Annotated in this window: 26 protein-coding genes, 1 other RNA gene and 1 pseudogene; 18 read left to right on the forward strand and 10 right to left on the reverse strand. The window is 42.5% G+C overall.

Annotated features, from left to right (window positions below):
* The 5 genes from J699_RS14875 to J699_RS14855 form a co-directional block, all read left to right on the forward strand.
* Positions 1–3,286, forward strand: a 3,286-nt coding sequence (locus J699_RS14875; RefSeq protein ID WP_032882717.1) for a YadA-like family protein, incomplete at its 5' end; no start/stop codon positions are given.
* A 57-nt stretch (positions 3,287–3,343) separates the two neighbouring features.
* The gene (gene tpgA / locus J699_RS14870) at positions 3,344–4,135 is read left to right on the forward strand and encodes a trimeric autotransporter adhesin/peptidogylcan-associated protein TpgA (RefSeq protein WP_032871462.1); all 792 of its coding nucleotides are present in this window, start codon (positions 3,344–3,346) and stop codon (positions 4,133–4,135) included.
* Between the two features lie 255 nt (positions 4,136–4,390).
* On the forward strand, positions 4,391–4,591 hold the full coding sequence (locus tag J699_RS14865) for a hypothetical protein (protein WP_005231707.1): 201 nt from the start codon (positions 4,391–4,393) through the stop codon (positions 4,589–4,591).
* 285 nt (positions 4,592–4,876) lie between these two features.
* Positions 4,877–6,115: a putative solute-binding protein gene (locus tag J699_RS14860; protein WP_032871464.1), complete on the forward strand. Its 1,239-nt coding sequence runs from the start codon at positions 4,877–4,879 to the stop codon at positions 6,113–6,115.
* Between the two features lie 88 nt (positions 6,116–6,203).
* Positions 6,204–6,947, forward strand: a complete 744-nt coding sequence (locus J699_RS14855; RefSeq protein WP_032882718.1) for an NAD-dependent epimerase/dehydratase family protein — start codon at positions 6,204–6,206, stop codon at positions 6,945–6,947.
* Positions 6,948–6,964: 17 nt separating this feature from the next.
* Here J699_RS14855 and ssrS read toward each other — a convergent pair.
* The 3 genes from ssrS to J699_RS14845 all read right to left on the reverse strand — a co-directional run bounded on the left by ssrS (position 6,965) and on the right by J699_RS14845 (position 8,081).
* Positions 6,965–7,146: non-coding RNA, 6S RNA (gene ssrS / locus J699_RS19045), on the reverse strand.
* A gap of 90 nt (positions 7,147–7,236) precedes the next feature.
* Positions 7,237–7,524 (reverse strand): cell division protein ZapA, encoded by a 288-nt coding sequence (locus tag J699_RS14850; RefSeq protein WP_009511386.1) that lies wholly within the window; start codon positions 7,522–7,524, stop codon positions 7,237–7,239.
* A gap of 2 nt (positions 7,525–7,526) precedes the next feature.
* Positions 7,527–8,081 (reverse strand): hypothetical protein, encoded by a 555-nt coding sequence (locus J699_RS14845; RefSeq protein ID WP_004773773.1) that lies wholly within the window; start codon positions 8,079–8,081, stop codon positions 7,527–7,529.
* 66 nt (positions 8,082–8,147) lie between these two features.
* Between J699_RS14845 and J699_RS14840 the strand changes: the two genes are divergently transcribed.
* Together J699_RS14840 and J699_RS14835 are read left to right on the forward strand one after the other, a co-directional pair.
* Complete coding sequence (locus tag J699_RS14840) at positions 8,148–8,780, forward strand: UPF0149 family protein (protein ID WP_005231702.1); 633 nt, start codon at positions 8,148–8,150, stop codon at positions 8,778–8,780.
* Positions 8,781–8,849: 69 nt separating this feature from the next.
* Positions 8,850–10,163, forward strand: a complete 1,314-nt coding sequence (locus tag J699_RS14835; protein WP_032871469.1) for an aminopeptidase P N-terminal domain-containing protein — start codon at positions 8,850–8,852, stop codon at positions 10,161–10,163.
* A 450-nt stretch (positions 10,164–10,613) separates the two neighbouring features.
* Here J699_RS14835 and J699_RS19725 read toward each other — a convergent pair whose 3' ends face one another.
* Positions 10,614–10,847, reverse strand: coding sequence for a hypothetical protein (locus J699_RS19725; protein WP_228131953.1), 234 nt, complete (start codon positions 10,845–10,847; stop codon positions 10,614–10,616).
* Between the two features lie 369 nt (positions 10,848–11,216).
* Between J699_RS19725 and ubiH the strand changes: the two genes are divergently transcribed.
* The 3 genes from ubiH to J699_RS14820 all read left to right on the forward strand — a co-directional run bounded on the left by ubiH (position 11,217) and on the right by J699_RS14820 (position 14,080).
* Complete coding sequence (gene ubiH, locus J699_RS14830) at positions 11,217–12,428, forward strand: 2-octaprenyl-6-methoxyphenyl hydroxylase (protein WP_032871471.1); 1,212 nt, start codon at positions 11,217–11,219, stop codon at positions 12,426–12,428.
* Positions 12,425–13,657 carry an FAD-dependent monooxygenase gene (locus J699_RS14825; RefSeq protein WP_032871473.1) on the forward strand — a complete coding sequence of 411 codons (1,233 nt, stop codon included), beginning with the start codon at positions 12,425–12,427 and terminating at the stop codon, positions 13,655–13,657. Before ubiH ends, J699_RS14825 begins: the two co-directional genes overlap by 4 nt.
* A gap of 174 nt (positions 13,658–13,831) precedes the next feature.
* The gene (locus J699_RS14820; RefSeq protein WP_005231697.1) at positions 13,832–14,080 is read left to right on the forward strand and encodes a hypothetical protein; all 249 of its coding nucleotides are present in this window, start codon (positions 13,832–13,834) and stop codon (positions 14,078–14,080) included.
* Positions 14,081–14,105: 25 nt separating this feature from the next.
* Here the strand turns inward: J699_RS14820 and J699_RS14815 are convergent, their stop codons facing one another.
* Positions 14,106–14,555: a MerR family transcriptional regulator gene (locus J699_RS14815; RefSeq protein WP_032871476.1), complete on the reverse strand. Its 450-nt coding sequence runs from the start codon at positions 14,553–14,555 to the stop codon at positions 14,106–14,108.
* A gap of 61 nt (positions 14,556–14,616) precedes the next feature.
* On the opposite strand from J699_RS14815, the gene J699_RS14810 reads away from it, so the two are divergent.
* Positions 14,617–15,258 carry a cation transporter gene (locus J699_RS14810; RefSeq protein WP_032871478.1) on the forward strand — a complete coding sequence of 214 codons (642 nt, stop codon included), beginning with the start codon at positions 14,617–14,619 and terminating at the stop codon, positions 15,256–15,258.
* A 67-nt stretch (positions 15,259–15,325) separates the two neighbouring features.
* On the opposite strand, the gene rsmI is transcribed toward J699_RS14810, so the two are convergent.
* Positions 15,326–16,168 (reverse strand): 16S rRNA (cytidine(1402)-2'-O)-methyltransferase, encoded by an 843-nt coding sequence (gene rsmI / locus J699_RS14805; RefSeq protein ID WP_032871480.1) that lies wholly within the window; start codon positions 16,166–16,168, stop codon positions 15,326–15,328.
* Positions 16,169–16,184: 16 nt separating this feature from the next.
* Between rsmI and J699_RS14800 the strand changes: the two genes are divergently transcribed.
* The 4 genes from J699_RS14800 (at position 16,185) to J699_RS14785 (ending at position 19,189) form a co-directional block, all read left to right on the forward strand.
* Positions 16,185–17,117 (forward strand): penicillin-binding protein activator, encoded by a 933-nt coding sequence (locus J699_RS14800; RefSeq protein ID WP_032871483.1) that lies wholly within the window; start codon positions 16,185–16,187, stop codon positions 17,115–17,117.
* 11 nt (positions 17,118–17,128) lie between these two features.
* Positions 17,129–17,536, forward strand: coding sequence for a YraN family protein (locus J699_RS14795; protein ID WP_032882719.1), 408 nt, complete (start codon positions 17,129–17,131; stop codon positions 17,534–17,536).
* Positions 17,537–17,602: 66 nt separating this feature from the next.
* Complete coding sequence (locus tag J699_RS14790; RefSeq protein WP_005288019.1) at positions 17,603–18,313, forward strand: BON domain-containing protein; 711 nt, start codon at positions 17,603–17,605, stop codon at positions 18,311–18,313.
* 3 nt (positions 18,314–18,316) lie between these two features.
* Positions 18,317–19,189: an alpha/beta hydrolase gene (locus J699_RS14785; protein WP_005288016.1), complete on the forward strand. Its 873-nt coding sequence runs from the start codon at positions 18,317–18,319 to the stop codon at positions 19,187–19,189.
* A gap of 66 nt (positions 19,190–19,255) precedes the next feature.
* Here the strand turns inward: J699_RS14785 and J699_RS14780 are convergent, their stop codons facing one another.
* On the reverse strand, positions 19,256–19,510 hold the full coding sequence (locus J699_RS14780; protein ID WP_005288014.1) for a helix-turn-helix domain-containing protein: 255 nt from the start codon (positions 19,508–19,510) through the stop codon (positions 19,256–19,258).
* A gap of 211 nt (positions 19,511–19,721) precedes the next feature.
* Here J699_RS14780 and J699_RS14775 point away from each other — a divergent pair, with 211 nt between their 5' ends.
* The 3 genes and pseudogenes from J699_RS14775 (at position 19,722) to J699_RS14765 (ending at position 22,335) form a co-directional block, all read left to right on the forward strand.
* Positions 19,722–20,225, forward strand: a complete 504-nt coding sequence (locus J699_RS14775) for a hypothetical protein (protein WP_032871487.1) — start codon at positions 19,722–19,724, stop codon at positions 20,223–20,225.
* A 206-nt stretch (positions 20,226–20,431) separates the two neighbouring features.
* Positions 20,432–21,013, forward strand: a complete 582-nt coding sequence (locus J699_RS14770) for a TetR/AcrR family transcriptional regulator (RefSeq protein ID WP_032871488.1) — start codon at positions 20,432–20,434, stop codon at positions 21,011–21,013.
* Between the two features lie 86 nt (positions 21,014–21,099).
* Positions 21,100–22,335 (forward strand): annotated as a pseudogene (locus J699_RS14765) (MFS transporter).
* A gap of 25 nt (positions 22,336–22,360) precedes the next feature.
* Here the strand turns inward: J699_RS14765 and nudC are convergent.
* From nudC to dnaQ, 3 genes are all read right to left on the reverse strand, one after another.
* The gene (gene nudC / locus J699_RS14760) at positions 22,361–23,113 is read right to left on the reverse strand and encodes an NAD(+) diphosphatase (protein WP_032871490.1); all 753 of its coding nucleotides are present in this window, start codon (positions 23,111–23,113) and stop codon (positions 22,361–22,363) included.
* Positions 23,113–24,759, reverse strand: a complete 1,647-nt coding sequence (locus J699_RS14755; RefSeq protein WP_032871493.1) for a hypothetical protein — start codon at positions 24,757–24,759, stop codon at positions 23,113–23,115. Before J699_RS14755 ends, nudC begins: the two co-directional genes overlap by 1 nt.
* Positions 24,760–24,886: 127 nt before the next feature.
* Positions 24,887–26,236 (reverse strand): DNA polymerase III subunit epsilon, encoded by a 1,350-nt coding sequence (dnaQ, locus tag J699_RS14750; RefSeq protein ID WP_032871495.1) that lies wholly within the window; start codon positions 26,234–26,236, stop codon positions 24,887–24,889.
* Positions 26,237–26,307: the final 71 nt, after the last annotated feature.

A 26,307-nucleotide genomic window follows, 5' to 3' on the forward strand; every position in this document is an offset into this window, starting at 1 on the left:
TAAAGATGCAGTCAATGTTGACCAGTTAACCAAAACCAAAGATGGTCTGGATAACAAGATTACTGATACTAAAACTGAGTTAAATAACACGATCAATAACACCAAGACTGAGCTAAACAGCAAGATTGACAACACCAAGACCGAGTTGCAAAACAAGGGCTTGAACTTTGCTGGTAATGCAGGTGCAGACGTTCACCGTAATTTGGGTGACAAGCTCAATATCGTGGGCGGTGCTGATGCTGCAACAGCAGAAGACAAGACCAGCGGTGAAAATGTCATTACCCGTACGACTGAAGATGGCATCAAGATCGAATTGTTGAAAGATGCGAAGTTCGACAGCATTACCACTGGCGACAGCGTACTCAACAACAATGGCTTGACCATCAAAGATGGTGCAAGCATCACTAAAGATGGCATCAATGCAGGTAATAAAGTCATTACCAATGTTGCTGACGGTTCAATTGCCAATGGTTCTAAAGATGCCGTGAATGGCGGTCAGATCAAGCATATTTCTGACAGCATCAAGAACAGCATCGGTGGTAACACCACGGTTAATCCGGACGGTAGCATCACCACGAATAACATTGGTGGCACAGGCAAAAACAACATCAATGATGCAATCAGCAATGTGAAAGACGCAGCAACCAAAGCGAAAACCACAGTGACTGAAGGCGACAACATTGTTGTTAAAGAAATGACCAATAAAGATGGCAGTACTAACTACGAAGTATCGACCAAGAAAGACCTGACCTTAGACAGCGTAACGACTGGCGACAGCGTACTCAACAACAATGGCTTAACCATCAAAGATGGCCCAAGCATCACTAAAGATGGCATCAATGCAGGTAATAAAGTCATTACCAATGTTGCTGATGGTTCAATTGCCAATGGCTCTAAAGATGCCGTGAATGGCGGTCAGATCAAGCATATTTCTGACAGCATCAAGAACAGCATCGGTGGTAACACCACGGTGAATCCGGATGGTAGCATTACCACGAATAACATTGGTGGCACAGGTAAAAACAACATCAATGATGCGATCAAGTCAGTCGATGACAAGGTGACTAATGGTGTAAATGACCTGACCAATAAAGGTCTAAACTTTGCTGGCAATGCAGGTAAAGACGTTCATCGTAAGTTGGGTGACAAGCTCAACATCGTAGGTGGTGCTGATGCTGCAACAGCAGAAGACAAGACCAGCGGTGAAAATGTCATTACCCGTACAACGGCAGATGGCATCAAGATCGAATTGTTGAAAGATGCGAAGTTCGACAGCATCACCACTGGTGACAGCGTACTCAACAACAATGGCTTGACTATCAAAGATGGTGCAAGCATCACTAAAGATGGCATCAATGCAGGTAATAAAGTCATTACCAATGTTGCTGACGGTTCAATTGCCAATGGTTCTAAAGATGCCGTGAATGGCGGTCAGATCAAGAATATTTCTGACAGCATCAAGAACAGCATCGGTGGTAACACCACGGTTAATCCGGACGGTAGCATCACCACGAATAACATTGGTGGTACAGGTAAAAACAACATCAATGATGCAATCAGCAATGTGAAAGACGCTGCAACCAAAGCGAAAACCACAGTGACTGAAGGTGACAACATTGTTGTTAAAGAAACGACTAATAAAGATGGCAGTACCAACTACGAAGTATCGACCAAGAAAGACCTGACCTTAGACAGCGTAACGACTGGCGACAGCGTACTCAACAACAATGGCTTGACCATCAAAGATGGCCCAAGCATCACTAAAGATGGCATTAATGCAGGTAATAAAGTTATTACTAACGTTGCTGACGGTTCAATTGCCAATGGTTCTAAAGATGCCGTGAATGGCGGTCAGATCAAGAATATTTCTGACAGCATCAAGAACAGCATCGGTGGTAACACCACGGTTAATCCGGACGGTAGCATCACCACGAATAACATTGGTGGTACAGGTAAAAACAACATCAATGATGCGATCAAGTCAGTCGATGACAAGGTGACTAATGGTGTAAATGACCTGACCAATAAAGGTCTAAACTTTGCTGGCAATGCGGGTAAAGACGTTCATCGTAAGTTGGGTGACAAGTTAAACATCGTGGGTGGTGCTGATGCTGCAACAGCAGAAGACAAGACCAGTGGTGAAAATGTCATTACCCGTACGACTGAAGATGGCATCAAGATTGAATTGTTGAAAGACGCGAAATTCGACAGCATTACCACAGGTAATACAGTATTGAACAACAATGGCTTGGTAATTAAAGGTGGCCCAAGTATCACCATCAATGGTGTTGATGCTGGGGGTAAGAAAATTACCAATGTTGCTGATGGTGTCAATGCGAAAGATGCTGTGAATAAAGGCCAGCTGGACAAGCAAATCAATGATGTGAAAGACCAAATCGGTAAAGAGATTGGTGATTTGTCTGATAATGCTGTGAAGTATGACAAAGACAAAGATGGCAATGTTGATAAAAACTCAGTGACTTTAGGTGGTGGCGATAAGGGCACGAACTTGAAGAATGTTGCTGATGGTAAGGTTGAGCAAGGTTCTAAAGATGCGGTGAATGGTGGTCAATTGTGGGATGTCAAACAGAATGTTGACAAGAACACCAATGATATCCAGAACATCCAGAACAATATCAACAACATCAACAATGGTAAGTCTGGTCTTGTTCAGCAACAGGATTCGAAGGGCGAAATCACGGTTGGTAAAGACACTGGCGGTAAGAGTGTCAATATGGCAGGTAAAGATGGCGACCGTGTCATTAAGGGCGTCGATAATGGAACCATTGCCAAAGACTCTAAAGAGGCTGTGAATGGTGGTCAGATCCATAATATCTCTGACAGCATCAAGAACAGCATTGGCGGTAACACCACGGTTAACCAAGACGGTACGATCAAAACCAACAACATTGGTGGTACAGGTAAGGACAATATCCATGATGCGATTGGTACCTTGAATCAGTCAAATCAGGAATTGGGTAACCGTATTACGAACTTGGGTGATCAGTTACAACAAGCCTTCTACGACACGAACCAGCGTATTGATAGCGTAGAGAAAAAAGCCAATGCGGGTATTGCAGCAGCAATGGCATTGGAAGCAGCTCCGTTCGTTGCAGGTAAATATACCTATGCTGCGGGTGCTGCTTACCATGGCGGTGAAAATGCAGTCGGCGTTACCTTGCGTAAAACCTCGGATAATGGTCGCTGGTCAATTACCGGTGGTGTTGCTGCAGCATCGCAAGGTGAGCCAAGCGTACGTATCGGTGTAAGTGGTGTCATTAACTAAGAAACTGGCGGGGGGAGCGCAGGCTCTCCTTACTCAACATATCAAGAGAGTTATGAAATGAAAAAAACGATTCAATGCTTGGCAGTAGCAGCTCTTGCCGGTTTCTCGGTAGCGACTTATGCAGATGAAGATACAGCGGTAGTTCAACAGGAAGAAATCAAGTTTCCTGCGGTTGAAAACAGTTATTTAAAACAGGTAAAGCGTTATGAATATGATGACGTTGCCCGTTTAGATACAGGTTTAACCAAAGACCAGATCCGTCATTTATTGGGCAATCCTCAATTTAGCGAAGGCCTATTCTTGGTAAAAACCTGGAACTATGTTTTAGATATTCGCCAGCCAAATAGCCAAGACTATTTACGTTGCCAACTCCGCGTCGATTTTGACAAAAAATATTTGTCAGAAAGATTGTCATGGAAAGGTGAAGCCTGTGAGGGTTTAATGGCTTGGGGTGCAAATAATCAGGTGCCGAGCGATGCAAACGTAAATACGGCACGTTCTGGTAGCGTATTCTTTGCCTTTGACCGATTCAATGCCAATGCCATTGAACAAGGTTCGGCTTCAGTATCAGCAATTGCACAACGTATTAAACAAAGTAATGTGACAGGTCCAATCCTTGTCTCTGGCTTTGCTGATCCATTAGGTAAATTTGCGTATAACCATCAATTATCAGCACAACGTGCCAATACAGTCGCGAAGTTGCTGGTAAATGAAGGTGTAGATGCAAACCGTATCCAGATCCAGGCAAATAGCCAGACAGACCTATATCAGCAATGTGCAGGCAGCAAAGCCAACGCTAAACTTGTGGGTTGTTTGGCACCAAACCGACGCGTTAACGTAAGCTGGTAATACAGTTCATCTTAAAAGAATGGCTGCTTTAATAGTGGCCATTTTTTATTTCTATATGAAATCAGTCAGCTAGATGCCATCAAGCATTTTAAGTCAAACAGAATTACTTTTGCTTCAGATAAGGCAAAAAGTTAAATTTTTGTGAACTGTTAGACAAAATACATAATTGTGCTTAATTAATGATCTAAAATGCACGATGTGAAAATAGTTGCTTGTGAAAATGTTTCACCGGGTATCGCTTACGAGGGGAAAAACATGTTTGAATCAAAAAATCTCATTGTTCTGGATCAAATGCTTGTCTTAAAAAAAGAAGGTAAACGTGATCTGGTTTATGAAAATGATACTTTGCTCAAGGTCAAAATGATTTCGAATCAGCATATCGTGGTAGAAGATGATGCTCAGACCAGCTTTTTATTAAAACCTCAGGATGAAAATGTGCTCTGGTCATTTATTTAATTTAAAAAGCCTTGGATAAGCTGCTGGTTTCAATGCGCTAAAGAGCAGCTTATTTACCATATTTCAGTTAAATCTACCGATTTATAAAAATATCCGATAAACGCGCAATTCCTGTTTCAAGACTACATCCTTGCATTGCCAAGCATCTTTTAGCGCTTAGATTTAAGCGCCTGATTTATGTTGACTCAATTGACATCGGCTAACTAAATACAGTCAATTCTATTTTTATCTTTTCTCCTTAACTTGAATAAAACTGTTGGGAAATAGCTAAAAATGGATCGGACTATGCAAAATAATAAATTTATCAAATTTACAAAATCCTTTTTGGTGCATTGTACTTTGGCAAGTTCAATTCTGCTGATGAATACAGCTTATGCAGCACCCGAAGGCAAACTGGACTTGACGCTTTCGACACATTCACAGAATAAGATCAAACAGTTGCTCAATGATCCGAAAACCTGGCAACAGATTCCCAAGCAAGTCACTTTATGTGTGTTTTCACCTAATGGCGAGCATAGCGAAGCCTTTGAGCAGGCCACCAGTTATATCACTGAAATCCCGCGCATGGTTCGTGTTGCAAAACAGTTCGGCGTCAATATGAATGTGACCCGGCCTTCGCATTTACAATTTAAACTGGATTTTGATTATCCCAAATTAAAAAAACAGGCCTCAACCTTAGTCAATCTCAAGGTTTATACCAATGAAGCGGTGCTTACTGAGGATTTCCGTAGCAAGCGCTGTGATGGGGCAGGAATCAGTAACCTCCGTGCCAAACAATTTAATAAATTCGTCGGCAGTATCGATGCGATTGGTGCATTGCAAACCTATAAGCAGCTCAGTTCTGTCATTCAGGTTTTGGCCAATCCAAAATTCGATGAAAAGATGGTCAATAAAGATTATGAAGTCGTGGGAATCGTACCTTTGGGTGCCGCCTATATCATGGTGACCGATCGTAATATTAATACCTTGGCAAAAGCTGCGGGTAAAAAGGTCGCGGTATTCCAGTTTGATGAAACGCAAAAGAAACTGGTACAGAATGTCGGTGCACAACCGATTTCTGTCGATCTGGTGACGGTGGGCGGAAAGTTTAATAATAAAGAAGTCGATATCATGGCTGGACCAGCGATTTTATTTGAGCCATTGGAACTACAAAAAGGCATGACCGATAAATCAGGTAAAGCGGTTGGCGGTATTATTAAATTTCCTGTGATACAGGTGACAGGAACCTTGATTATGCAGCGTAATAAGTTTCCGGCAGGGATGGGATCGATTGCTCGTGAAGTGATTTCCAAACAGTTGAATCCAGCCTTTGAATTTGTCGATAAAATCGAAGCCAAGATTCCAGGCAAGTTCTGGTTAAAACTGAATGAAAGTGATAAGCCAGGTTATGTGCGTTTGATGCGTGAAGCGCGGATTCAAATGACCAAAGAAGGTTTTTATGACAAGGATATGATGAAGTTGTTGAAGCAGGTGCGTTGTTCGCAAGAGCCAAGCAATTATGAATGTGCTTTAAATGATGAGTGATTAAGCTTAATTGAGAAAACCAGAGTGTAGAATAGTGTCGAAAATATCGGCATTATTTTATTACTCCTTTGACTAAAAAACTTTTTAAATGAAAAATCATCATCCAGATCGACCTGTTGTCTTTATTGCAGGGGCAACAGGCGCCATTGGTTATAAGCTTTGTCTTATTCTCAAGCAAAAGGGCTTTACAGTATATGGGATGACGCGTTCTGTAGATAAGGCCAGGTTTTTGCAAGCAATTGGTGTAGAACCGCGGATTGCCGATATTTACGATGGAGAAGTAATAAAACAGATCATAAGTGAAATTGAGCCAGATGTGGTGATTCATCAACTCACGGATTTGCCTTATGGTTTACAGCCTAAGTTCATGCAACAGGCACGTATCAGAAATGCAAAAATCAGAAAAATAGGGACTGACAATCTTGTTCAGGCTATTACAAACAAGGCCTGTAAGCTGATTGTCCAAAGTATTGCTTTTGCCTGTGTCCCTGCCCAGCCATACTATAATGAGCAAACAGAATTAGATTTAAATTCAGCCAATCCTATATCGAGATTGAATGCAGAAAGTATTGATGGACTGGAAAAGCAGATTCAAAGCAGTGGGCTAAATCACGTGATTCTAAGATATGGAAAATTATATGGAGAGGCGACAGGATGTACCGCAGCGGATTTCTGTAAAATTCATGTTGATGCGGCTGCACATGCTGCTTATCTCGCGATCGAGAAAGGACATGGAGTTTATCAGATTGTGGAAAATGAACAGTTATACTTGAATGAAAAAGCAAAAAGAGAGTTAGGATTTAATCCAGATTATCGTTTTTATATGGGTTAAGTATTGAATACTTAAAATAATGCTCCAGAGGTGCCGCTGCATGGTCGTTACCCTGAACCCGATGAGTTCAAGGTGGAGGTGACGCGTACTTAATGGGTTTCCTACTCGAGGCAGGCATACACTCAAAATACACAGAACACATCCATAAATATAAGTATCGGCAGGGGACTAGACGTACTGGCGAACACCCTAGAGACAGTTTTAGTATAACTGATCTTTACGCGATGACAATCCTTGCAAGGCAGTTATCTGTAAAGATACTTACTAATTGATGGGGCTTTGTGCAATTTTACTCAACAGTTTGTTCGACATCTTCCAAAATGGTCTGGAGCAGACGTTCGCAGTGGGCATATTCCTGTAAAGACTTATTCAGGCTAAACACTTCCTGCGCCATTTGCAGGGCCACCATGATCACCAGTTTGTTATGTTCTACACGTGGCGCATTGCGACGCATGTCATGAAACTTCTGATTCAGCAATTCAGCCGCACGTTCCAGCTCTTCACGTTTATCTTCAGTCGTATTTAAACGGAAAGTCTGTTCAATCAAGCGAAGTTCGACAACAATGGATTCACTCATGATCAGGTCTCCTCGTGAGTTTCAGCATTGGGATGAGCGAGTTGCTGAATTTCTTGTGCATGTTGATCTTGGGCAGTACCTAAAATAGAAAGACGCTGGATAATGGCTTCCACTTTAGATTTTGCAAGTTCATTTTTTTGCAACAAACGATCGCGATCCTGTTGTAAATCCTGAATTTCTTGTTGGCTATGACGTTGCTGTGCCTGTAATTTTTCTTTGTTGACACGCAAGTCATTTCGCTCGGCCAAGATTTCCTGAAAACGATTTTTTAAATCGGTGGTGCTTTTCTCTAAACGGCTATAACGTTCCGCTAAAGTTGTTGCATCTTGATTCAGTTGTTTAAATTGATCTTGTAACTGAGTCAGTTGTTCAGTTAAGTTATCAACTTCTTCCTGCTTTTGCGTGATGATGCTATTTTTCTGCACAACTTGTGCATGATGGTCAGTTTCAGCTAATTGTTTAGCTTCAGTGAGCGATGTATTTTCTCGCTCAAAGTGATGTAGGCGTGTTTTTAAAACACCAATATGCGCTTGTAGACGCTGTAATTGTTCTAACATAACGAAGGTCGCACAGAGTTGCAATCAAAGGTAATATATACAGCAGTATAGAGATTGGATAAACGAATGCAAGACGATATTTCAGGTTGGACGGAATGGAATGCCCATTTTGATGGGATTGAAGAAATTTCAAGTCCAAGTGAGTTACATGGTTTACTCACTGGTATAGTTTGTGTGACACAAGCGCCAACCGCAGATGAATGGTCACAAATCTTAAACACCCTTAATGTACCTGCTTTACAACCCCAAGCACTGGACAGTTTGACGGATGAAGCAGAGGATGTGGCGCATGCTTTATCTGATGATGAATTAGACTATTTACCAATGCTCCCGGATGACAGTCATTTACTGGTCGATCGTGTGCAGGCATTGGCTGACTGGTGTGCCGGAGTGGTGCTGGGTTTCGGTTTGGCTTCGGGTCATATTCGTGGCGAGGAGCAAGAGCTGATTGAACATTTACAAGATGTTGCAGCGGTTGAGTTTGAAGATTCAGACAATGATGAAGAAGGCGAAGAAAGCTATCAGGAGTTGTATGAGTTTGTACGCCTGATTCCTGTGAGCTTGTCGATTGGCCGTAAAAAGATTGCTGTGGCTGAAAGTTCTTTGTTACAAAATTTTCATGCTAAAAGCAGAAATTCAGACAACCCTTCCGATCCGCAAACCGTGGTAGAAATGTTTACCCCACATCGTCCGAGTTAACTCGGGCGGTGCCTTAAACTTTTATAAATAAAGATACTTACAATCATTCATCTTCATCAGAAGGACAATATGAAATTAAGTCAGGCCGATTTTAAACAACGTCGTGATCTACTCGCTCAACATATAGGCAGCAATAGCATTGCAATTATTGCGACGCGGGCAGAAATGTATCGTAACCGCGATGCGGATTATAAATATCGTGCCGACAGTAGTTTTTATTATCTGACCGGATTTGCAGAGCCAGAAGCGGTTGCCGTGATCGAAACCTTTGAAGAGGGTGAGGAATATAGCTATAGCTTATTCTGTCGTGAACGCAATCGTGAAATGGAAATCTGGAATGGCTATCGTGCCGGAATTGATGGCGCGATTGAAATCTATGAAGCTGATGAAGCTTATGCAATTGATTTGCTTGATGAAGAAATCATCGACAAGTTATTAAGTAAACACCGTCTTTACTATCGTATTGCTCAGAATGCTGAATTTGATGCACGTGTAAGTCAATGGATGCAAAAGGCGGATGCACATCGCGGGGGGACTGCGCCCGCAGAAGTCGTACAGCTTGATCGTATTGTTGATGAAATGCGTTTAAAAAAATCAGCACAAGAAATTGAGTTGATGCAGATTGCATCGGATATCAGTGCAGAAGCGCATACCCGTGCCATGCAAACGGTTAAAGCTGGGATGATGGAATATGCACTTGAAGCGGAACTGAATTATATCTTTGGTCAAAATGGCTGTGTGCCAGCCTATAACAGTATTGTGGGCGGTGGTGAAAATGCCTGTATCTTGCACTACGTTGAGAATAATAAGCCGTTAAAAGATGGTGATCTAGTGCTGATCGATGCGGCCTGTGAATATGAGTTCTATGCATCGGATATTACCCGTACATTTCCGGTAAATGGTAAATTTAGCCCTGAACAAAAAGCGTTATATAACGTGGTGCTTGCAGCACAACTGGCTGCGATTGATGCAACCCGTATCGGCAATCACTATAAATATCCGCATGAAGTGGCGGTAAAGATTTTAACCCAAGGGTTGGTTGATCTTGGTTTACTACACGGTAATGTGGATGAGCTGGTTGAAAATGAGGCATTCCGTCAATTCTATATGCATGGTACAGGGCATTGGCTCGGTATGGATGTGCATGATGTCGGCGCTTATAAGAATGGCGAAGACTGGCGTGCTTATGAAGCCGGTATGGTGGTGACCGTTGAGCCTGGCTTGTATGTTGCGCCAGATGATGAAACGGTTGATGCAAAATGGCGTGGTATTGGTATTCGTATTGAAGATGATATTGTCGTGACAGAAAATGGTCCATTGGTTCTGACCAAAAATGTTGTTAAAACTGTTGAAGAGATTGAAAGCTTGATGGCTGAAACTTAAGCAAAATAGTTGCTTCAATCGATTTTGTTCCATTATATAAATAGTGGAATACAGTAAAATAGAAAATATTTATTTAGATAAAAGAGTTTAGATAGGATTAGTCGAACTGTTGGCTAATCCTATCTAATAAAATAAAAATTACTTGTTGTTAGAAGTGTTTTTTAATTCTTCACTGTTTTTACAAGGGCGTGCAGTGAAATCCGGCAAACCTTTGTTTTGGAAAATTTCATATTCTGTAAATGGGTATAGGTGAACATTAAATTTAATATCTTCTGGACCTTTACTTATTTTTCCCTGAGGACATAAAATATATATTTTTCCTGCATCTGCTTTAAAAGAAGGAATTGGAGTATAGACATTCCAAGCTTCATATCCTCTGTATATATCTAAAAAAACTACCTATAATTAGTGAATGTACCGTTATATTTATTTCTTCAGGGTTTACACTTATTAATTGATTGCTTCCAAAAAATGATGATTTTTATAAACTTTTTGACCGTTAACTTCGTGTATTGTTGCGCTACCCGCCTTAAAATACTGACCAGCACCTAACCAGTCGATATAAACCATAGCTATTTCATTTTTTGGCTTAATTTCGCCACTATACATTTTTGTAGGTCTTAAATGAGTCGAGCTACAACCAATAATTGAAAATGATAAGATTAATAAAAATAAAAAGCGCATGTCATTCCCCCTTTTGAAACGTGAACTATAGTCTACTTTATTTGATTTTTAAAGAAATTTAAATAAATTGGCTGTAACGATACTAATAATCGCTAAATACTTAAGATAAGGTGGATATTGGGCGTTTCGAATTGGAACAATCTCATGTTTTCAAGCTCCTATCATAAAATTTCTTTTCATCTAAAATACTAAAAGCTTAAATTGCAATAGTAATCACAAAATAATAAATAAGTGTGGTGTATATTGCATTTTATTTTCGGGTGATTTGAAAAACACAGACCAAACAAAGTACAAATTCCATTCCTGATTTGAGTTAGAGTAAGATAGTCCCGAAACGCAAGTCATGAAAAACTGATAAGGAATAATATTATGCAGCAACAAGTCATCATTGTCGGTGGAGGCATGGTTGGACTCAGCCTTGCTTTAATGTTGGCAAAATCTAATATCGCGGTAAAGCTATTAGAAGCTGTGAAATATCCGAATTATGACGATGAAAATGTTGCCCCTTATCATTCCAGCTTTGATGCGCGTAATACCGCATTGTCACGTCGTAGCGTACAGATTTACCAAAAATTAGGCCTGTGGGAAGCTTTACAGCAACATGCCACCCCAATTCTGCAAGTGCATATTACTGAGCAGGGCAGTTTTGGTAAGGCACGCCTCGTTGCTGAACAAGAAAAAGTAGAAAGCTTTGGACAAGTGATCGAGAATGCATGGTTAGGACGCGTGTTACTGACCCAAGTGCGTCAGCAGCCTTTAATCGAGCTGATTGACGGGGTGCAGGTGACCTCACTCACACAAAATGAAGATGAGGTTCACATCGAAGCGATGCGCAATGGGGAGTATATACATTCCTTGAAATCCAAGTTGGTGATTGCAGCCGATGGTCGAGATTCTTTCTGTCGACAAGCCATCGGTGTCGGTGTGGATGAGCATGATTATGACCAGGTCGCGATTGTCACGACCGTACAAACCTCTAAACCGCATCAGCACGTTGGTTTTGAGCGTTTTAGCGCATTAGGGCCATTGGCACTGTTGCCTTTACCGGGGGAATACCGTCGTTCAGTGGTATGGCCGGTGAAGAAGGGCACAGAAGCAGAATGGTTAGGTGAAGAAAACGACCAGCACTTCCTCGATGCTTTACAGGAAACTTATGGCGATCGTGCGGGTAAATTTGAAAAAACCGGCAAGCGGTTTAGTTATCCATTGTCACAAGTGTTGGCGCATAAGCAGGCCGTTGGACGTGTCGTGCTGATGGGGAATGCTGCACATACCATTCACCCAGTAGCAGGACAAGGTTTTAACCTGTGCTTGCGTGATGCCGATGTGCTGGTTCGTTTTCTGATGGAGCAACTGGCGAAGTCCGATGATATTGGCGCGCCTGAAAATTTACTGGCCTATGAGCAATCCCGTTTAAAGGATCAGCAACGTGTGATCAAATTCTGTGATTCGGTGGTGCGTGGTTTTAGTAATCAGAATCCGATCCTTAAATTATTACGTAATACTGGGCTGATTGCATTTGATGTGATTCCGGGGGTTAAGCCTTTGGTTGCCAATTATGCGATGGGGCTAAAAGCATGAGTGAACTGTTAGATGTGGTCATCGTCGGTGGTGGATTGGTAGGTGGCCTAAGCGCTTTATTATTGGCCCAAGGTGGCGTACAAGCCACAGTACTGGATGCTGCGCCTGTGCTTGATCAGGACAAGACTTTAGCGGTCATGAATCCGCGTGTATTGGCACTCAGTCAGGCAACCATTCATTTACTCAAAACGGTTGATGTATGGAATGATCTGGCACGACAAATGCCTTATTCAGGCATGCAGGTCTGGAATAAAAATGGCTATGGCGAAATCAATTTTGGCCATGCTTCTGAGCAGCCACCACACTCAGATCAAGCATTGGGTTCAATGGTCGAGCCGAGTGTCCTCAATGTTGCCATTCAACAAAAGATGTTGCAGCAGCTTAAAGACTACCGTACCCAGGTCAAAGTCATTCGGATTGAACAGATTCCCCAAGGCTGGTCGATTCAGCTGGCGGATGGTACGACCTTAAAAACCAAATTACTGATTGGTGCAGATGGCGCAAACTCATTTGTACGTGAGCAAGCCTATATCGATCTAGATGTACTGGATTACAAACAGGCTGCCATCAGTTGTGCGATTAAAACCACACAACCGAATCAGTATGTGGCTCGCCAGATTTTCTTGCCAACAGGCCCATTGGCTTATTTACCGATGGCCAGTCTGGATGCACAGGACAATGGTTACTGGCAATCGATCGTCTGGACATTGCCCGATGACTATGCCGATGAATATTCGATACTCAGTGATCAAGACTTTATGCAATTGCTGACTCAGGAAAGTCTGCAAATGCTGGGTGAGGTGGTTGAGGTGCGTTCCAGAGCACAATTTCCACTCAAGGCACGTGCTGCACAGCGCTATATTAAATCAGGGCTGGCATTGATTGGTGATGCAGCACATGTGATTCATCCCTTGGCAGGACAAGGCGTGAATATAGGTTGTCTGGATGCCGCGGTGCTTTGTGATGTGTTACTGCATGATTTAAAACGTGGTGCATGGGCCAATGAACAGACCTTGTTGCGTTACGAGCACCAACGTAAAGGTCAGAATGATGCCATGATGCATAGCATGTCTGCGATTGGCTGGCTGGAAAGTTCGGAGTTGTTTCCTTTGGTCTGGGCGCGAAATTTTGGCTTAAAACAGGTCGAACAATTTGACGGGTTTAAGGATCGTTTCATGCAACAGGCCAACGGATTAGGTGTGTTAAAAGACACCCGTTACGCTTGCTAAAAAAGAGTAGATATTTTTTAAACAATCATTTATAAATCAGAGTGAATTTGGTCGCAAAAAATACGATTTTAGCAATATTGTACTTTGCGAAATGAAAAGAGCTTGCTAAATTTCATCAAGTTCTGATGACCAAATAGCGATGATGAGAAGTTTAGTCATTGTGGGGAGATTAATATGACGGAAATGAATGATTACGACGACAACACAGAAGATTCTGCTGTAGACGATGATGAGGCGAAAGCAGCAGAAACTGGTGCAGATAGCGAAGAATCGAGCGCCAATGATGCTGACCTTGCCGAGGCTGAAACCTTAACGGTAACGGCAAAGCAGAAACAGCGCCAGGCTTTAGAAGATGAAGTTGCTGCGTTCCTTGCACGTGGTGGACGCATTACCGAAGTCCCACCCGATGAACATCAAGATTAAGTCGAATAAAGACAGCAAAAAAGCATCACGATTGTGGTGCTTTTTTGTGCTGGTGTGATTCGTGTTCGCACTCCAGTGGCTGATGGAGTTCTTTTAAAATTCCGCATTGTTCAATGGTACGATGTTGTGAGCATTGCTGTTTTAAATGGGTTAGATCCTGTTTGAGATGTTCCAGATTTTTAATTTTCTGGGAAACCTCAGCCAGATATTGATCAATCAGATGATCGACTTCCATGCAGGTTTGATTGGGGTTCTCTGACATATCCTTGAGCTTTTGGATATCCTGTAAGGTAATGCCCAGTTCGCGGCAATGCTTGAGAAACAGAAGTTCGGACAGCATCTGTTCAGAATAATGCCGATAATTGCCCGCCGTGCGTTTGGCTTTCTCAAGCAGCCCAATTTTTTCATAATAACGGATGGTATCTACTGATACGCCCGTCCTTTTTGCCAGTTGTCCAATGGTAAGATTTATCATGCTTGACTCTGGAGTTACTCTAGGGTTTTAAATCACTATAAAAGATTAAGTGAGAAAAGTCATGGCAGGATGTGGTTGCAATACAACATGTTCCCCAACACAAAAGATTAGCCCCAAGTTTCGCAAAGCGTTGTGGATTGCTTTGGTACTCAATGCACTGATGTTCTTTGTCGAGATTATTGGTGGTTCGCATGCACGCTCGGTTTCTTTATGGGCCGATGCGCTAGATTTTGCCGGTGATGCAGCAAACTATGCCATCTCTCTAGCCGTACTCTCTATGAGCTTGTATTGGCGCGCGACCGCAGCTTTGGTGAAAGGGATGACCATGGCGGCCTTTGGTATTTTTGTAATTGTGAAAGTGTTCTGGTCATGGTGGCTGGGAATCACCCCTGAGCCGATGCTCATGGGGGCAATCGGTATACTGGCATTGACAGTGAATGTGGTTTCAGCATTGATGCTTTATGCATTCCGTGACGGTGATGCCAATATGCGTTCAGTGTGGCTATGCAGCCGGAATGATGCAATTGCCAATATTGCGATTATTATCGCCGCTGTTGGCGTTTTTGGTACAGGCACCATGTTCCCTGATTTATTGGTCGCTTTTGTGATTGCTTATCTCGGTGTGTCTTCGGGTTTAAGCGTGATTAAACAGGCTAGAGCAGAGAGGAAAATGGATCAAGCTCACCTCATTACCAAGGCTTAAAACACAGTGTTGGTATTTCATATTTAACGGTTAAGGGGGAGATTTTTTGTAATCTCCCGCTTATGTTTTATTGATCGTGTTGGGTCAGTTCCAAAGCACGTTGATAAGCCACTTTCTTTTTAATACCGGTCAAATCAGCAGCCAGTTGTGATGCCGCTTTGACGGATAAGTCCTGTAATAAGCGCTTTAATAACTCATCCAGTTTATCCTGTTCCATATCTTTTTCGGCAGAAGCACCGCCGACCACCACCACGATTTCACCTTTTTGCTGGTTGTGATCATTTTCAATCAAGGTGACCAGTTGTTTTAAGGTCATTTTCTTGATGGTTTCAAATGTCTTGGTAATTTCACGGGCAAAACCGACCGGACGTTCTTCACCAAAGACCTGAACCATATCCTGAATACAGGCCAGAATACGGTGTGGGGCTTCATAGAAAATCAGGGTCTGGGTTTCATCTTTGAGTTTTTCCAGCTGGCTAATCCGTTGCGACGCTTTCGATGGCAAAAAGCCTTCAAAGCTAAAACGGTCACTGGGTAAACCCACTGCACTTAATGCAGCAATCGCAGCGCAGGCACCAGGTACAGGAATCACGCGAATGCCGTGCTCTTGTGCAGCACGCACCAGTTTAAAACCAGGGTCGCTAATCAGGGGCGTTCCAGCATCACTAATTAAGGCAACACTTTCACCATTTAACATTTTTTGGAGAAGTTGATCAATTTTGTTACTTTCGTTGTGATCATGACACGCGGTTAGTGGAGTTGAGATATTATAGTGTTTGAATAATTGAGCAGATTGACGAGTGTCTTCTGCGGCAACCACCGAAACGGATTTTAATATATCAATTGCACGAAAGGTCATGTCATCTAAGTGCCCAATCGGGGTTGCTACAACAAATAATTGAGCACTCATAAAAGGTAACTCCCTCATGTATTACAAAAAATATTGGCTGCTACTCAGTTTGGCAGCAATTGTGAGTCCGGTTTATGCGGACGTACTGGTGATTCTCCCCGAATCTGGTGCGATGGCGCGAGCCGGTCAGAACATCAAACGCGGTTTCTTGAGTGCTTATACAGCATCTGGTAGCAAAGAAAAAATCATTTTTGTAGATTCCGCCAAAAATAACATCGATACCATTTTCAAAAAGCGGATTAATAACAAGACCCGTTTGATTGTTGGACCATTGGCCCGACCTGATATTGAAAATGTGATGCAGCGTAATCCGGCGATTCCGGTGCTGGCCTTGAATGATATGAATACTCAAGCGACCAATGTCTGGCAGTTCAGTCTGGCCAAACAGCATGATGCACTGGCACTGAATCAATTGTTGAAAAAAGATAAAATCAAAAAGCTATTGGTGCTGCGTCAGGCAGGAACCGAGTCTGCAACAGAACTGTTTATGATGGCGTTGATGTCCGAGTTTGGTTCAGATATTCATGTCGTGAATGAACTGCCGAAAAAACTGGCACGTAAAGAAGGGTTATTATTGCTCGGAGACCAGCCATGGCTGGAACAACTGGGCCCACTGCCAGAAAAGAATATTTATGCCACAGCGCTAAGTATAGAGCAGGATAAACCGATACCTAAAGGACTCAGCTTTTGTGATACACCGGCCTTATATAATGGACAGTGGGCTGATGTCATCAAGGCTTATAAAGAGCAGCCTGAAAATATGGCGTTCCAGCGCTTACTGGCATTCGGTGGAGATGCCTGGAGCATCAGTCAGCAATTCCTAAATAGTCCGGACCGGAAATTTAATTTTGAAGGTCGTACTGGGGCAATTGAGGTGAAGGACGGTAAAATTTACCGACAGCCGTATTGTTATCAACAACAGAAAAATGGCATTCAGGTATTGAAGTAGACGGTTCATCCATGCAACCGTCATGTCAGGATCTAGGGCAATGGGCTGAACAGACAGCACTTGCCTTGCTCCAATCCCATCACTATGAGTGTGTCGCGCGAAATTATCATTCCCGTTATGGTGAAATTGACCTGATTGTACAGCGCCAGCATGAACTGGTCTTTGTCGAAGTCAAAGCCAGATCGGCGGGGGGTTATGCTGCAGCCTGTGAGGGGATTTCCCCAGCTCAACAACAAAAAATTATTAAAACGGCTCAGCTGTTTTTACAGAAATATCCTAAATATTATGACTTTGACTGTCGTTTTGATGTGATTTGTTTTGATTTTCCACGGAAATTTGCAAAAACAGTACAACCAGATTTTTCAAAATTGCAGTATGATCAGCAATGGATTGAACATGCATTTACTTTAGACGGGTGAATGCACGGGTCTGAAGCTGAATATTGAAATTGAACAAATGTGTTTGTAGTTAGGGAGTCTTGCCAAGTGTTAAAACGTTTAACGATTACGTTGCTTTGCGCTGCAAGTTTATCGGGATGTGCGAGTTTTATTTCTGGGGGTACGGGAACGTCACCAGTCGGAACAAATAGTGGTGAGCGTAGTCTGGGGCAGATTTTTATTGATTCTTCAATCAAGCGTACTGCAAATATCAATTTGTATAAATTAGATCACCGTTTTAAACAGTCACGTATCAACATTGAAAGTTTTCACAGCAATGTTTTATTGACAGGACAGGTTCCTGATCCGTATTTAAAACAGTTGGCTGAAGACAACTTGCGCTCAATGACGGATGTTAAAGCAGTACACAACTATATTACGGTGGGCGACAAAGTCGGCTATAACACCATCATGCAAGATGCGACGGTTACTGCAAATACTCGTGGCCTGTTAATGAAAGCGCCAGTAGTGTCGGATAGCAAAGTACTGGTACATACCGAAAATGGTGTGCTGTATGTGATGGGGCGTTTAAATACAGCTGAATCACGAGATTTGGATGACGTCTTACAAAAAGTTGGAAATGTGACTAAAATTGTGACGCTCATTGACAATGTGGACCAGCCTTCAGGTACTGTCGCCAGTTCAACAGCAGCAACACCAATGGTGGATACTGCGACGACACAGCCTTTAGTTGAGACACCTGTTGCAATTGATCCAGATCAGGCGGACCCTGCGACCATTACTCCAACTAATCCTTAATTTATGAAGCAACTCATCCAACAAGTACAAGAAAATGTCATCAAGGCGAAAACGTTCTATCAGGAGTTTCGCCTTTATGATTTTGCCAGTTATTCGATTAATTATCTAACCCCGAAAGATACGTTTGAAAAACACGAGCATTTGGCCTATGGGCTCAAGTCAAGACAGCGGCTGGATTTGTATCGGACCAAAACCCCGAAAAAGCAAAGACCACTGATTGTTTTTGTGCATGGTGGCTCGTGGCAGCATGGCAATAAGCGTGATTATTTATTTGTTGGAGAAAGTTTTGCCAGAGAGGGGTATGATGTTGCGGTGATCAATTATCATCTTGCTCCGGCTCATATCTTTCCCACCTTTATCGATGACATTGCGCAAGCAATTCACTACCTGAGCCAGAATCAGGACAAGCTCAATATTTCTACCGATAATATCATTTTGATGGGGCACTCGGCGGGCGCTTTTAATGTGATGTCTGTGGTGTATTCTGCTTACTCACAAAATTTTAAATATAAAGATAAGATCCGTGCCATTGTCGGCATGGCTGGTCCTTATCATTTCGACTATAAGGGCGATCCGCTGGCAGAGCATGCTTTTGACCAGAAAGTTTCCTATCAGCAAGTCATGCCTTATTACTTTATTGAGCCGAACCAGATTAAACATTATTTATTGATGGCCGAACAGGATCAACTGGTGGCGAAGGAAAATAGCTTTGATCTGGATAAGGCGTTAAGAGCGAAGGGGAACCATAGTCATATCGCCGTGATTCCAAAGACAGGTCATATCACGATAGTGGCGACGCTGGCGAGCTTAATGAGCCATTATTTCAAGACCAAGCGGACTATCCTGCATTTTCTGGATGAGGCACTGGAGCCTTAAAACAGGAATCATCTGATCAATCCATTGGATATTCAAGGCAGATTACTGAAACTCGGTGATCTGCCTTTATTTTTTGTGTGATTGCATGGCATCCAGAATGAGATGAATCCCTGTGTGTGGATCAATGTTCAGCGCTGTGCAGTACCAGACATATTCCACCACATCCAGCCGTCGTTCCCCTTGCTCCACTTTTTGTACATACGAATGTGGCTTAGCCATGCGTGAGGCCAGTTCACGCATGGTCAATTGTTGCATTGTGCGCTGCTGTTTAAGCCAATGGCACAAAATGTTCATTTCATCGGTATGAATACTACTTGTCATTGTACCTATTTATGGTAAATTAACTCAATTACCCAAAATAGGTACAAATCTAATGTCGGGTTGGGCATAAAAAAATCTGAAGTTGCGACATAGATCAATAAAAATTTACACAGGTTGAGGGGGATTGAATGTTAGGCAGTCGCTATAAAAAACCGCCATTACCGCGAGTTTTCTTGGAGGGCAAAGGGAGCGCGAGAACAGGAGCAATGGTATGGCGGACATGAATTGCAATAATGATATACAACATTGGGCTCAAGCGTTGCTAAAAGAGGAGTCTACCCCGAAGCTGTTGTCGTTAGTGCCGCAACCACTTGATCCGGAGATATTTCCCCCAGAAGTTGTGCCTGCAACATTGGCAAATCTATTTCATTATTTGATCCGTAATGAAAAAGGGCAATGTGAGGCTAGACTAGTGCCAGTCATTCAATGCCTGTTTAAGCATTATCCTGATGCACAGCAGAAGCTGGTTCAACGGATACTTCAATCAAGTTCCAGCATGCGATTGCAACATATTGGCCCGCAATTATTGAGTATTTCACATCTACTCGATCAGCAGGCGCATTGCTGGTTAATTCAGCAGACCCTGAGTCTGATGTTTTTCCGACAATGGTCAGATGAACAGGTGCGTGATGTGCTGAAGCATTTATCACAAGCATTACAGATTGATTCAGCGCACATGCAGCGGATTATTGCCGGAATGAAGGACATCCATTGATTAGATAATGTGCATGGGTTTGAACCTAATCAAAGCCATTAGGCTTCGGTTTTACTTTCGATCATTTGCATGATCATGTTATGCGCAATACTGCCTTTGAATGGAATTTAAAGGATCATATTTACAGACCTATGATTTAGTCTCATTTGACTTTTTGTTAAATATTGCTTATTTTTATTGGAACGTTTATTCCGGATGCTTTTATAATGCGTACAAAAGAGTTTGACCCAGATCAAGTGACTGATGCAGCTATGCAGATTTTCTGGCTAAAAGGATATGCAGGAACCTCGGTTCAGGATCTGGTTGATGGTACGGGCTTATCTAGAAGTAGTTTGTACGGAACATTTGAAAATAAGTATACCTTATATCAAAAAGCATTAGACCGATACGATGCAGTGACAACGGCCAATATATATTGCTTGCAACAAGAACATAGTGCTCAAGCAGCAATTAAAAGCTTGCTCATGAAGATTGCTGAAGATGAGTTGGCTGATCCTTTACATCGAGGATGTCTGATTGCCAATGCTAGTCTGGAGTTGGCAGGACAAGATGAGTTGATCGCAGAAAAAGTCGCATCGAATTTACAACGTATTCAAAAAGCGATTTTGCAAGTATTGCAAAAAGCACAGCAGCAAGGAGATATCTCAAAAGAAATCGATGCTCAAGCATTGGCATTTTTTTTCGTAAATACCATACAGGGGATGAGAGTTCTGGCAAAAGGAACACCAGCTCATCAGCGTAGACAGTGTTTATTGGATGTTATTGAGATTGCGCTTCGCATTTTTTAATTAACCAGAAACTCACTACTTTCATCCACTAGTGAGTTTTTATTTGTTTTATTTTGGAATGATCGTTCCTTTATTCGAGTAGCTATATGAAAAGTCCATCTACAATCAATACAAATCAATCTATACAGACTTTAGCCATTCAGAAATCAGCAGAACAATTTCCTATTTGGAAATTATTGGCTTTTTCATGGATCGGATTTATTACGATCATGACGGAGACCATGCCTGTTGGCCTATTACTTCAGATTAGCCATGATTTGCAGATATCAAAGCTGTGGGCTGGACAATTAGTCAGTTTTTATGCCTTAGGTTCTGTCTGTGCTGCGATACCTATTATCGCGCTTACGAAGCATTGGGATAGACGTGGCTTATTGATATTCACTTTAGGAAGCTTATGTGTTTTTAATGCGCTGGCTGCGATCTCAACACATTATATTTTGACTTTGTTTGTACGCTTTTGCGCAGGGATGGCAGCAGGTGTCATTTGGGGAATATTTGTGAGCTATGTTCGTTATCTGGTTGCTCCACATTTACAAGGTCGTGCTTTAGCCGTTGCAGGTATTGGACAACCATTAGCATTGTGTTTTGGTGTACCACTGGGAACCTTTCTCGGAACTTTATTTGATTGGCGTAGTGTCTTTTGGATTATGTCGGTTTTGGCATTAATCTTGGTAATTTGGGTTAGAGTGTTTATTCCCCGTTTTATTGTCAATACTACACAGCAAAAAGTCGCATTTAGGCAAACATTTAAAATAAAAGGTGTCGGCCTAATTTTATTGATTTTGTTTGTCTGGATCTTGGCACATAATATTCTATATACCTATATCTCTTTATATTTAATAGCAGTTGATTTAGGAGAACATATTGATGTCATGCTCTTGGTTTTTGGTGTGGCAGCGATTGTTGGTATTTTTGTCACTGGGCATTTTATTGATCAATATCTACGCCACTTAACCTTGATGAGTCTTGTTATATTTGCTTTTTCAGCATTATGCTTTGGCATCTTTATGCATTCCATCTGGATTGTTTGTGCCGCAGTGATTGCATGGGGAATCTCATTTGGTGGTGCTCCTATACTATTACAAACGGCACTGGCGGATATTGCAAAAGAACAAACTGATGCTGCCCAATCTATGTTAGTGACCATTTTTAATATTGCTGTTGCGGGAGGTGGAATAGTGGGGGGGCTTTTCTTTAACTGATGGGGTATTCAGTCTTTTGCGTGGAGTGCGTTAATCTTGTCAGTCATTGCACTAATTTTAGTATATCGGGCTAAAGATTATGGTTTTGGTATGGGGCATCGTGTGGAGAGGAATGAATAAAATATATAGGGATAAAAAGCATCGTTTAAGATGCTTTTTTATTGTCGATCATTTGCATGATCATGTTATGCGCAATACTGCCTTTGAATGGAATTTCTGGCAGCTGATCAAATTTAAAGAATTGTGCATCACTGATTTCTTCAAGCTGTAGCTGGATATCACCCGATTCATATTCAGCATGAAAGGCAATCATCAGGTTGCTTGGAAATGGCCAAGGCTGGCTCGACATATAGCGAATATTTTTCAGTTTCAGACCGACTTCTTCAAAAGCCTCACGTTGTACGGCTTCTTCCAAGGTTTCGCCGACCTCAACAAAGCCTGCGATCAGTCCATACATATTGCTTTTATTGTGCGCTGATTTAGCCAGCAGCACTTCATTGTCACCTTTGGTGATAATCGTGATGATACACGGCTGAACACGTGGATATTGATGATAAGCGCAAGCAGGACAGACCATGGCATATTCTTTAGCATGCACTTCGGTTGCATGACCACAGTGGCTACAGAACTTGTGGTTACGTCGCCACTCCAGTAATTGCACGGCGCGGCTGGCTTGCAAAAAATCACTGCTTGACCAGCTTTGAATGAGTTCCCGAATTGGAATCAGTTGATAGCCTTCTGGAATGGCTTCATCTTCCAGAAGATCACGTGCGATGACTTGATCATTCTGGTGGATGGGGAGGTCACTTGCCAACTTTTCAACCTTAGGCAGTTGAAAGTTTTCGTCTACTAAAAGTTTCTGGTGTTGAAAAATATAAGCAAGTGATAATTGAGTCATTATGCGGCTTTAGATTGTAATTGCTGACTGTTCGATAATGCCACATTAAACATAGATTGCAAGACGGGTTGCTTGTTCTTCAAGTTATCCACCAGTAAATCCAGACCGGCAACAACATTTAAAACACAATTAATTTCGTCCGCAGAGAAGGCCTGATGTTGATCCAGACGATGCTGGGCAAATTGTGCAGCTCCGATTAAGGCATTTTGTTGCGCCGAACTTCCCAGGAACAGGGCAGCACCCGCAAGCTCTTTCAAATAGCCTGGCAAAGCCTCTAGACTATGGGAGGCCGGGTCTTGAACATACAAGCTTAACGTTTGTGTCAAGGTTTCCACTAGTGTTTTGGTTTCAGTCAATAAGGCCTGATGCGCTTCATCCAAACGGTCCAGCGAGATCTGCATATTGTTGACCCGTAACTGTAAACGGCTTGAGGTGTAATTCCGTTCCAGAATCCCAATCGAGTTCATTGATGCCAGAATGCTGTTCATGAGCTGTTGCACTGAAGTTGCATCGGTTAAGGTATTTGGCAAACTCAGTTTTTCCGCCTGCTGGGTTAATTCTCTTGCGGCTTCGTTGAGATTCAATACCTTGAAAACATTGCAAAGCTGCGTCAGCTTTTGCTGAATTTCCTGCGTCTTTTCAGGCGACATATTCTGATGGTTGTATTCAATTTCATTACGGATTTGCACCATTTCGCTGGTCATTAACTGGCTAATGGTATGCACCGTTTCATAGTCAGGACCATATAGATGGCGGCTCAGCACCTGAAGCTGGGTATCGCTGAGTAACTCATCACCAATATTCAACTGTTCGCGAATATGTTCAGAAATCTCATCTTCCTGACTGATACAGATACATAAAATATCGGCCAGATCAGCAATGCTATTTTTGAAAGCATGGGGTTGTGCCAGAAATTGACCCATATTGGTTTCGATCTGGATGAGGGTGCGTAAACGAGCTTCGGTAATCGAAAGCTCATCAATATGACCTAAGCCGACATTGACCAGTTGCCAGTACTGCTGGCTAGGTTGGCCCGCTGCTAAACCAGCAAGATAAACACCCACTAATTTAATGCCTTGCAGGTCAAGTGCTGTTTCAGATTGTTTGATCAGTTTGTTCAGGCAAAGCTTATATAACTGATGAATATATTGCGATTGCTCCAGTGTAGGTGCCTGCGGCAAATTAAAACTTGGGGTAATCAATTCCAGCAATGGCTGAACGGTCTGACCTTCTTTGGTAAGCGGTCTGCCTAATGCTTTTTCCAGACGATTGAGTGTGTCCAGTAAGAACTGTGGCACTTTCACTTCGCGCAGGCAGATAAACTCAATATAACGCTTCAACATGGTGGTGCCTTCACTGAGGGCAACCACATCACTGGTCTGAACCTGTTGCGGCTGAGCCATGATTTTACGCATCAACTCAGCAGAATATTGAGTAATTTGTGATAAGTGAGGCATATCAATCAGAGCAAGTACTTGAGTACATTGTTCAAACTGGTTGAGTGCATCATCAATCCCGAAGGGTAAGGCTTGTTCTTCGGCAAGGGTATTGACGGCTGTTTCTACCAATTTAATCGAATTATCGATCTCATTTTTTATTATTAATAATGCCGTTGGGTCGAAGTGAATCGAGGTTTGGTAAGACATATGACCTACACCTTTCCTGAGTTGTTATATCCATGGGCCTTCTGAAAAAGAAGGCCTGATTCTTTAAGAGTTAATATAACGTAAGTTTTAAAACTTGAAATACAAAAAGTTACATTGAGCAGTAAATTTATTTTGCGAAAAGGCAAGGTTCGCCATGTTTTTGCTCGAATTGTTTGACCCAGGTCTCATGTTCATTTAACTCATGTTCAGAAGGCTCGATGACAGGTAAATCGACTTCCACGCGTTGACGGGTGGTTTTATTCTGATTTTGTTCAGTCTGGGACAGGGCATCCATATCAAAAGAGACCTGCCCACCGGTCATGGCAAGGTATACATCTGCCAGAATCTCAGCATCGAGTAACGCACCATGGAAAGTACGATCGCGTGCCGGAATTTCATAACGGCGTACTAACGCATCCAGAGAGTTCTTTTGTCCTGGATGCTTGTTTTTGGCCATTGCCAAGGTATCGGTGACGTCGCAGACTTCTGAAAGTGCAGGTAATCCCGTGCGTTTGAACTCCATATCCAGGAAGTTCATATCGAAGGTCGCGTTATGCGCAATAATTTCAGCGCCCTTCAGGTAAGCAAATAGAACGTCGGCAATTTCGGCGTACTTCGGCTTGTCCTTTAGAAAGTCATCACTAATACCGTGGACATTTTCAGAGTCACCAACCGGTTTTTCCGGATTGATATAAATATGAATCGAGCTACCGGTCAGTTTACGGTTGATCATCTCAATCGCACCGACCTCGATAATCCGGTCGCCGTCCTGAAAGTAAAAACCGGTGGTCTCGGTATCCAGAATCAGTTGACGGGGGCCTTGCAGCTTTAATTTTGCTTCAGTGACCACAATCTGTGGATGTTGACTGGAAACCGGTGCCGGGGATGTCTCTTCTGAAGTTTCAATTTCATCTGCAACATCATCTTCAAGGTCTTCAAGCATCTCAAGCTCATCCGCTTCTGCATCTATATCCAAGCCAAAAGGATCATTTAAGAGCCAGTCAGCTTCAGGCTTTTTTGTATCAGCGTTAGCCTGCGTTGCATTTTTTAATTGCTGAGCCGTCTGTTCTGCGCCTAAATTTGCCAGCTGATCGGCCATTTCATTGCCTTCATGGCCGGCATGTCCCTTGATCCAGTTCCACTCGATGTTTCGATTGGCACAGACTGCATCCAGTTTTTGCCATAAATCCGGATTTTTAACATCTTTCCAGTTTTTCTTTTTCCAGCCATGAATCCACTCGGTAATGCCTTGTTTGACATAGTTGGAGTCTGTCCAGATAATCAGATGCGCATCTACCGGGCAAAAGGAAATACCTTCAATAGCCGCTTGCAGTTCCATGCGGTTGTTGGTTGTTAATGCTTCACCGCCACAAAGCTTGTGTTCACCTTGTTCGGTAATGACATACGCACCCCAACCACCGAGACCTGGGTTTCCTTTGCATGCGCCATCAACATAAAGCGTGATTGTTTGTGACATATCTGAACCTGAACAATAAAATAAGCAGCGTGAAAAATCTGAGTTTTAGAATCCGAAAATGAAAGCTAATC

It is taken from the genome of Acinetobacter sp. 1000160 (assembly GCF_000588715.1).
GTDB lineage: Bacteria > Pseudomonadota > Gammaproteobacteria > Pseudomonadales > Moraxellaceae > Acinetobacter > Acinetobacter courvalinii.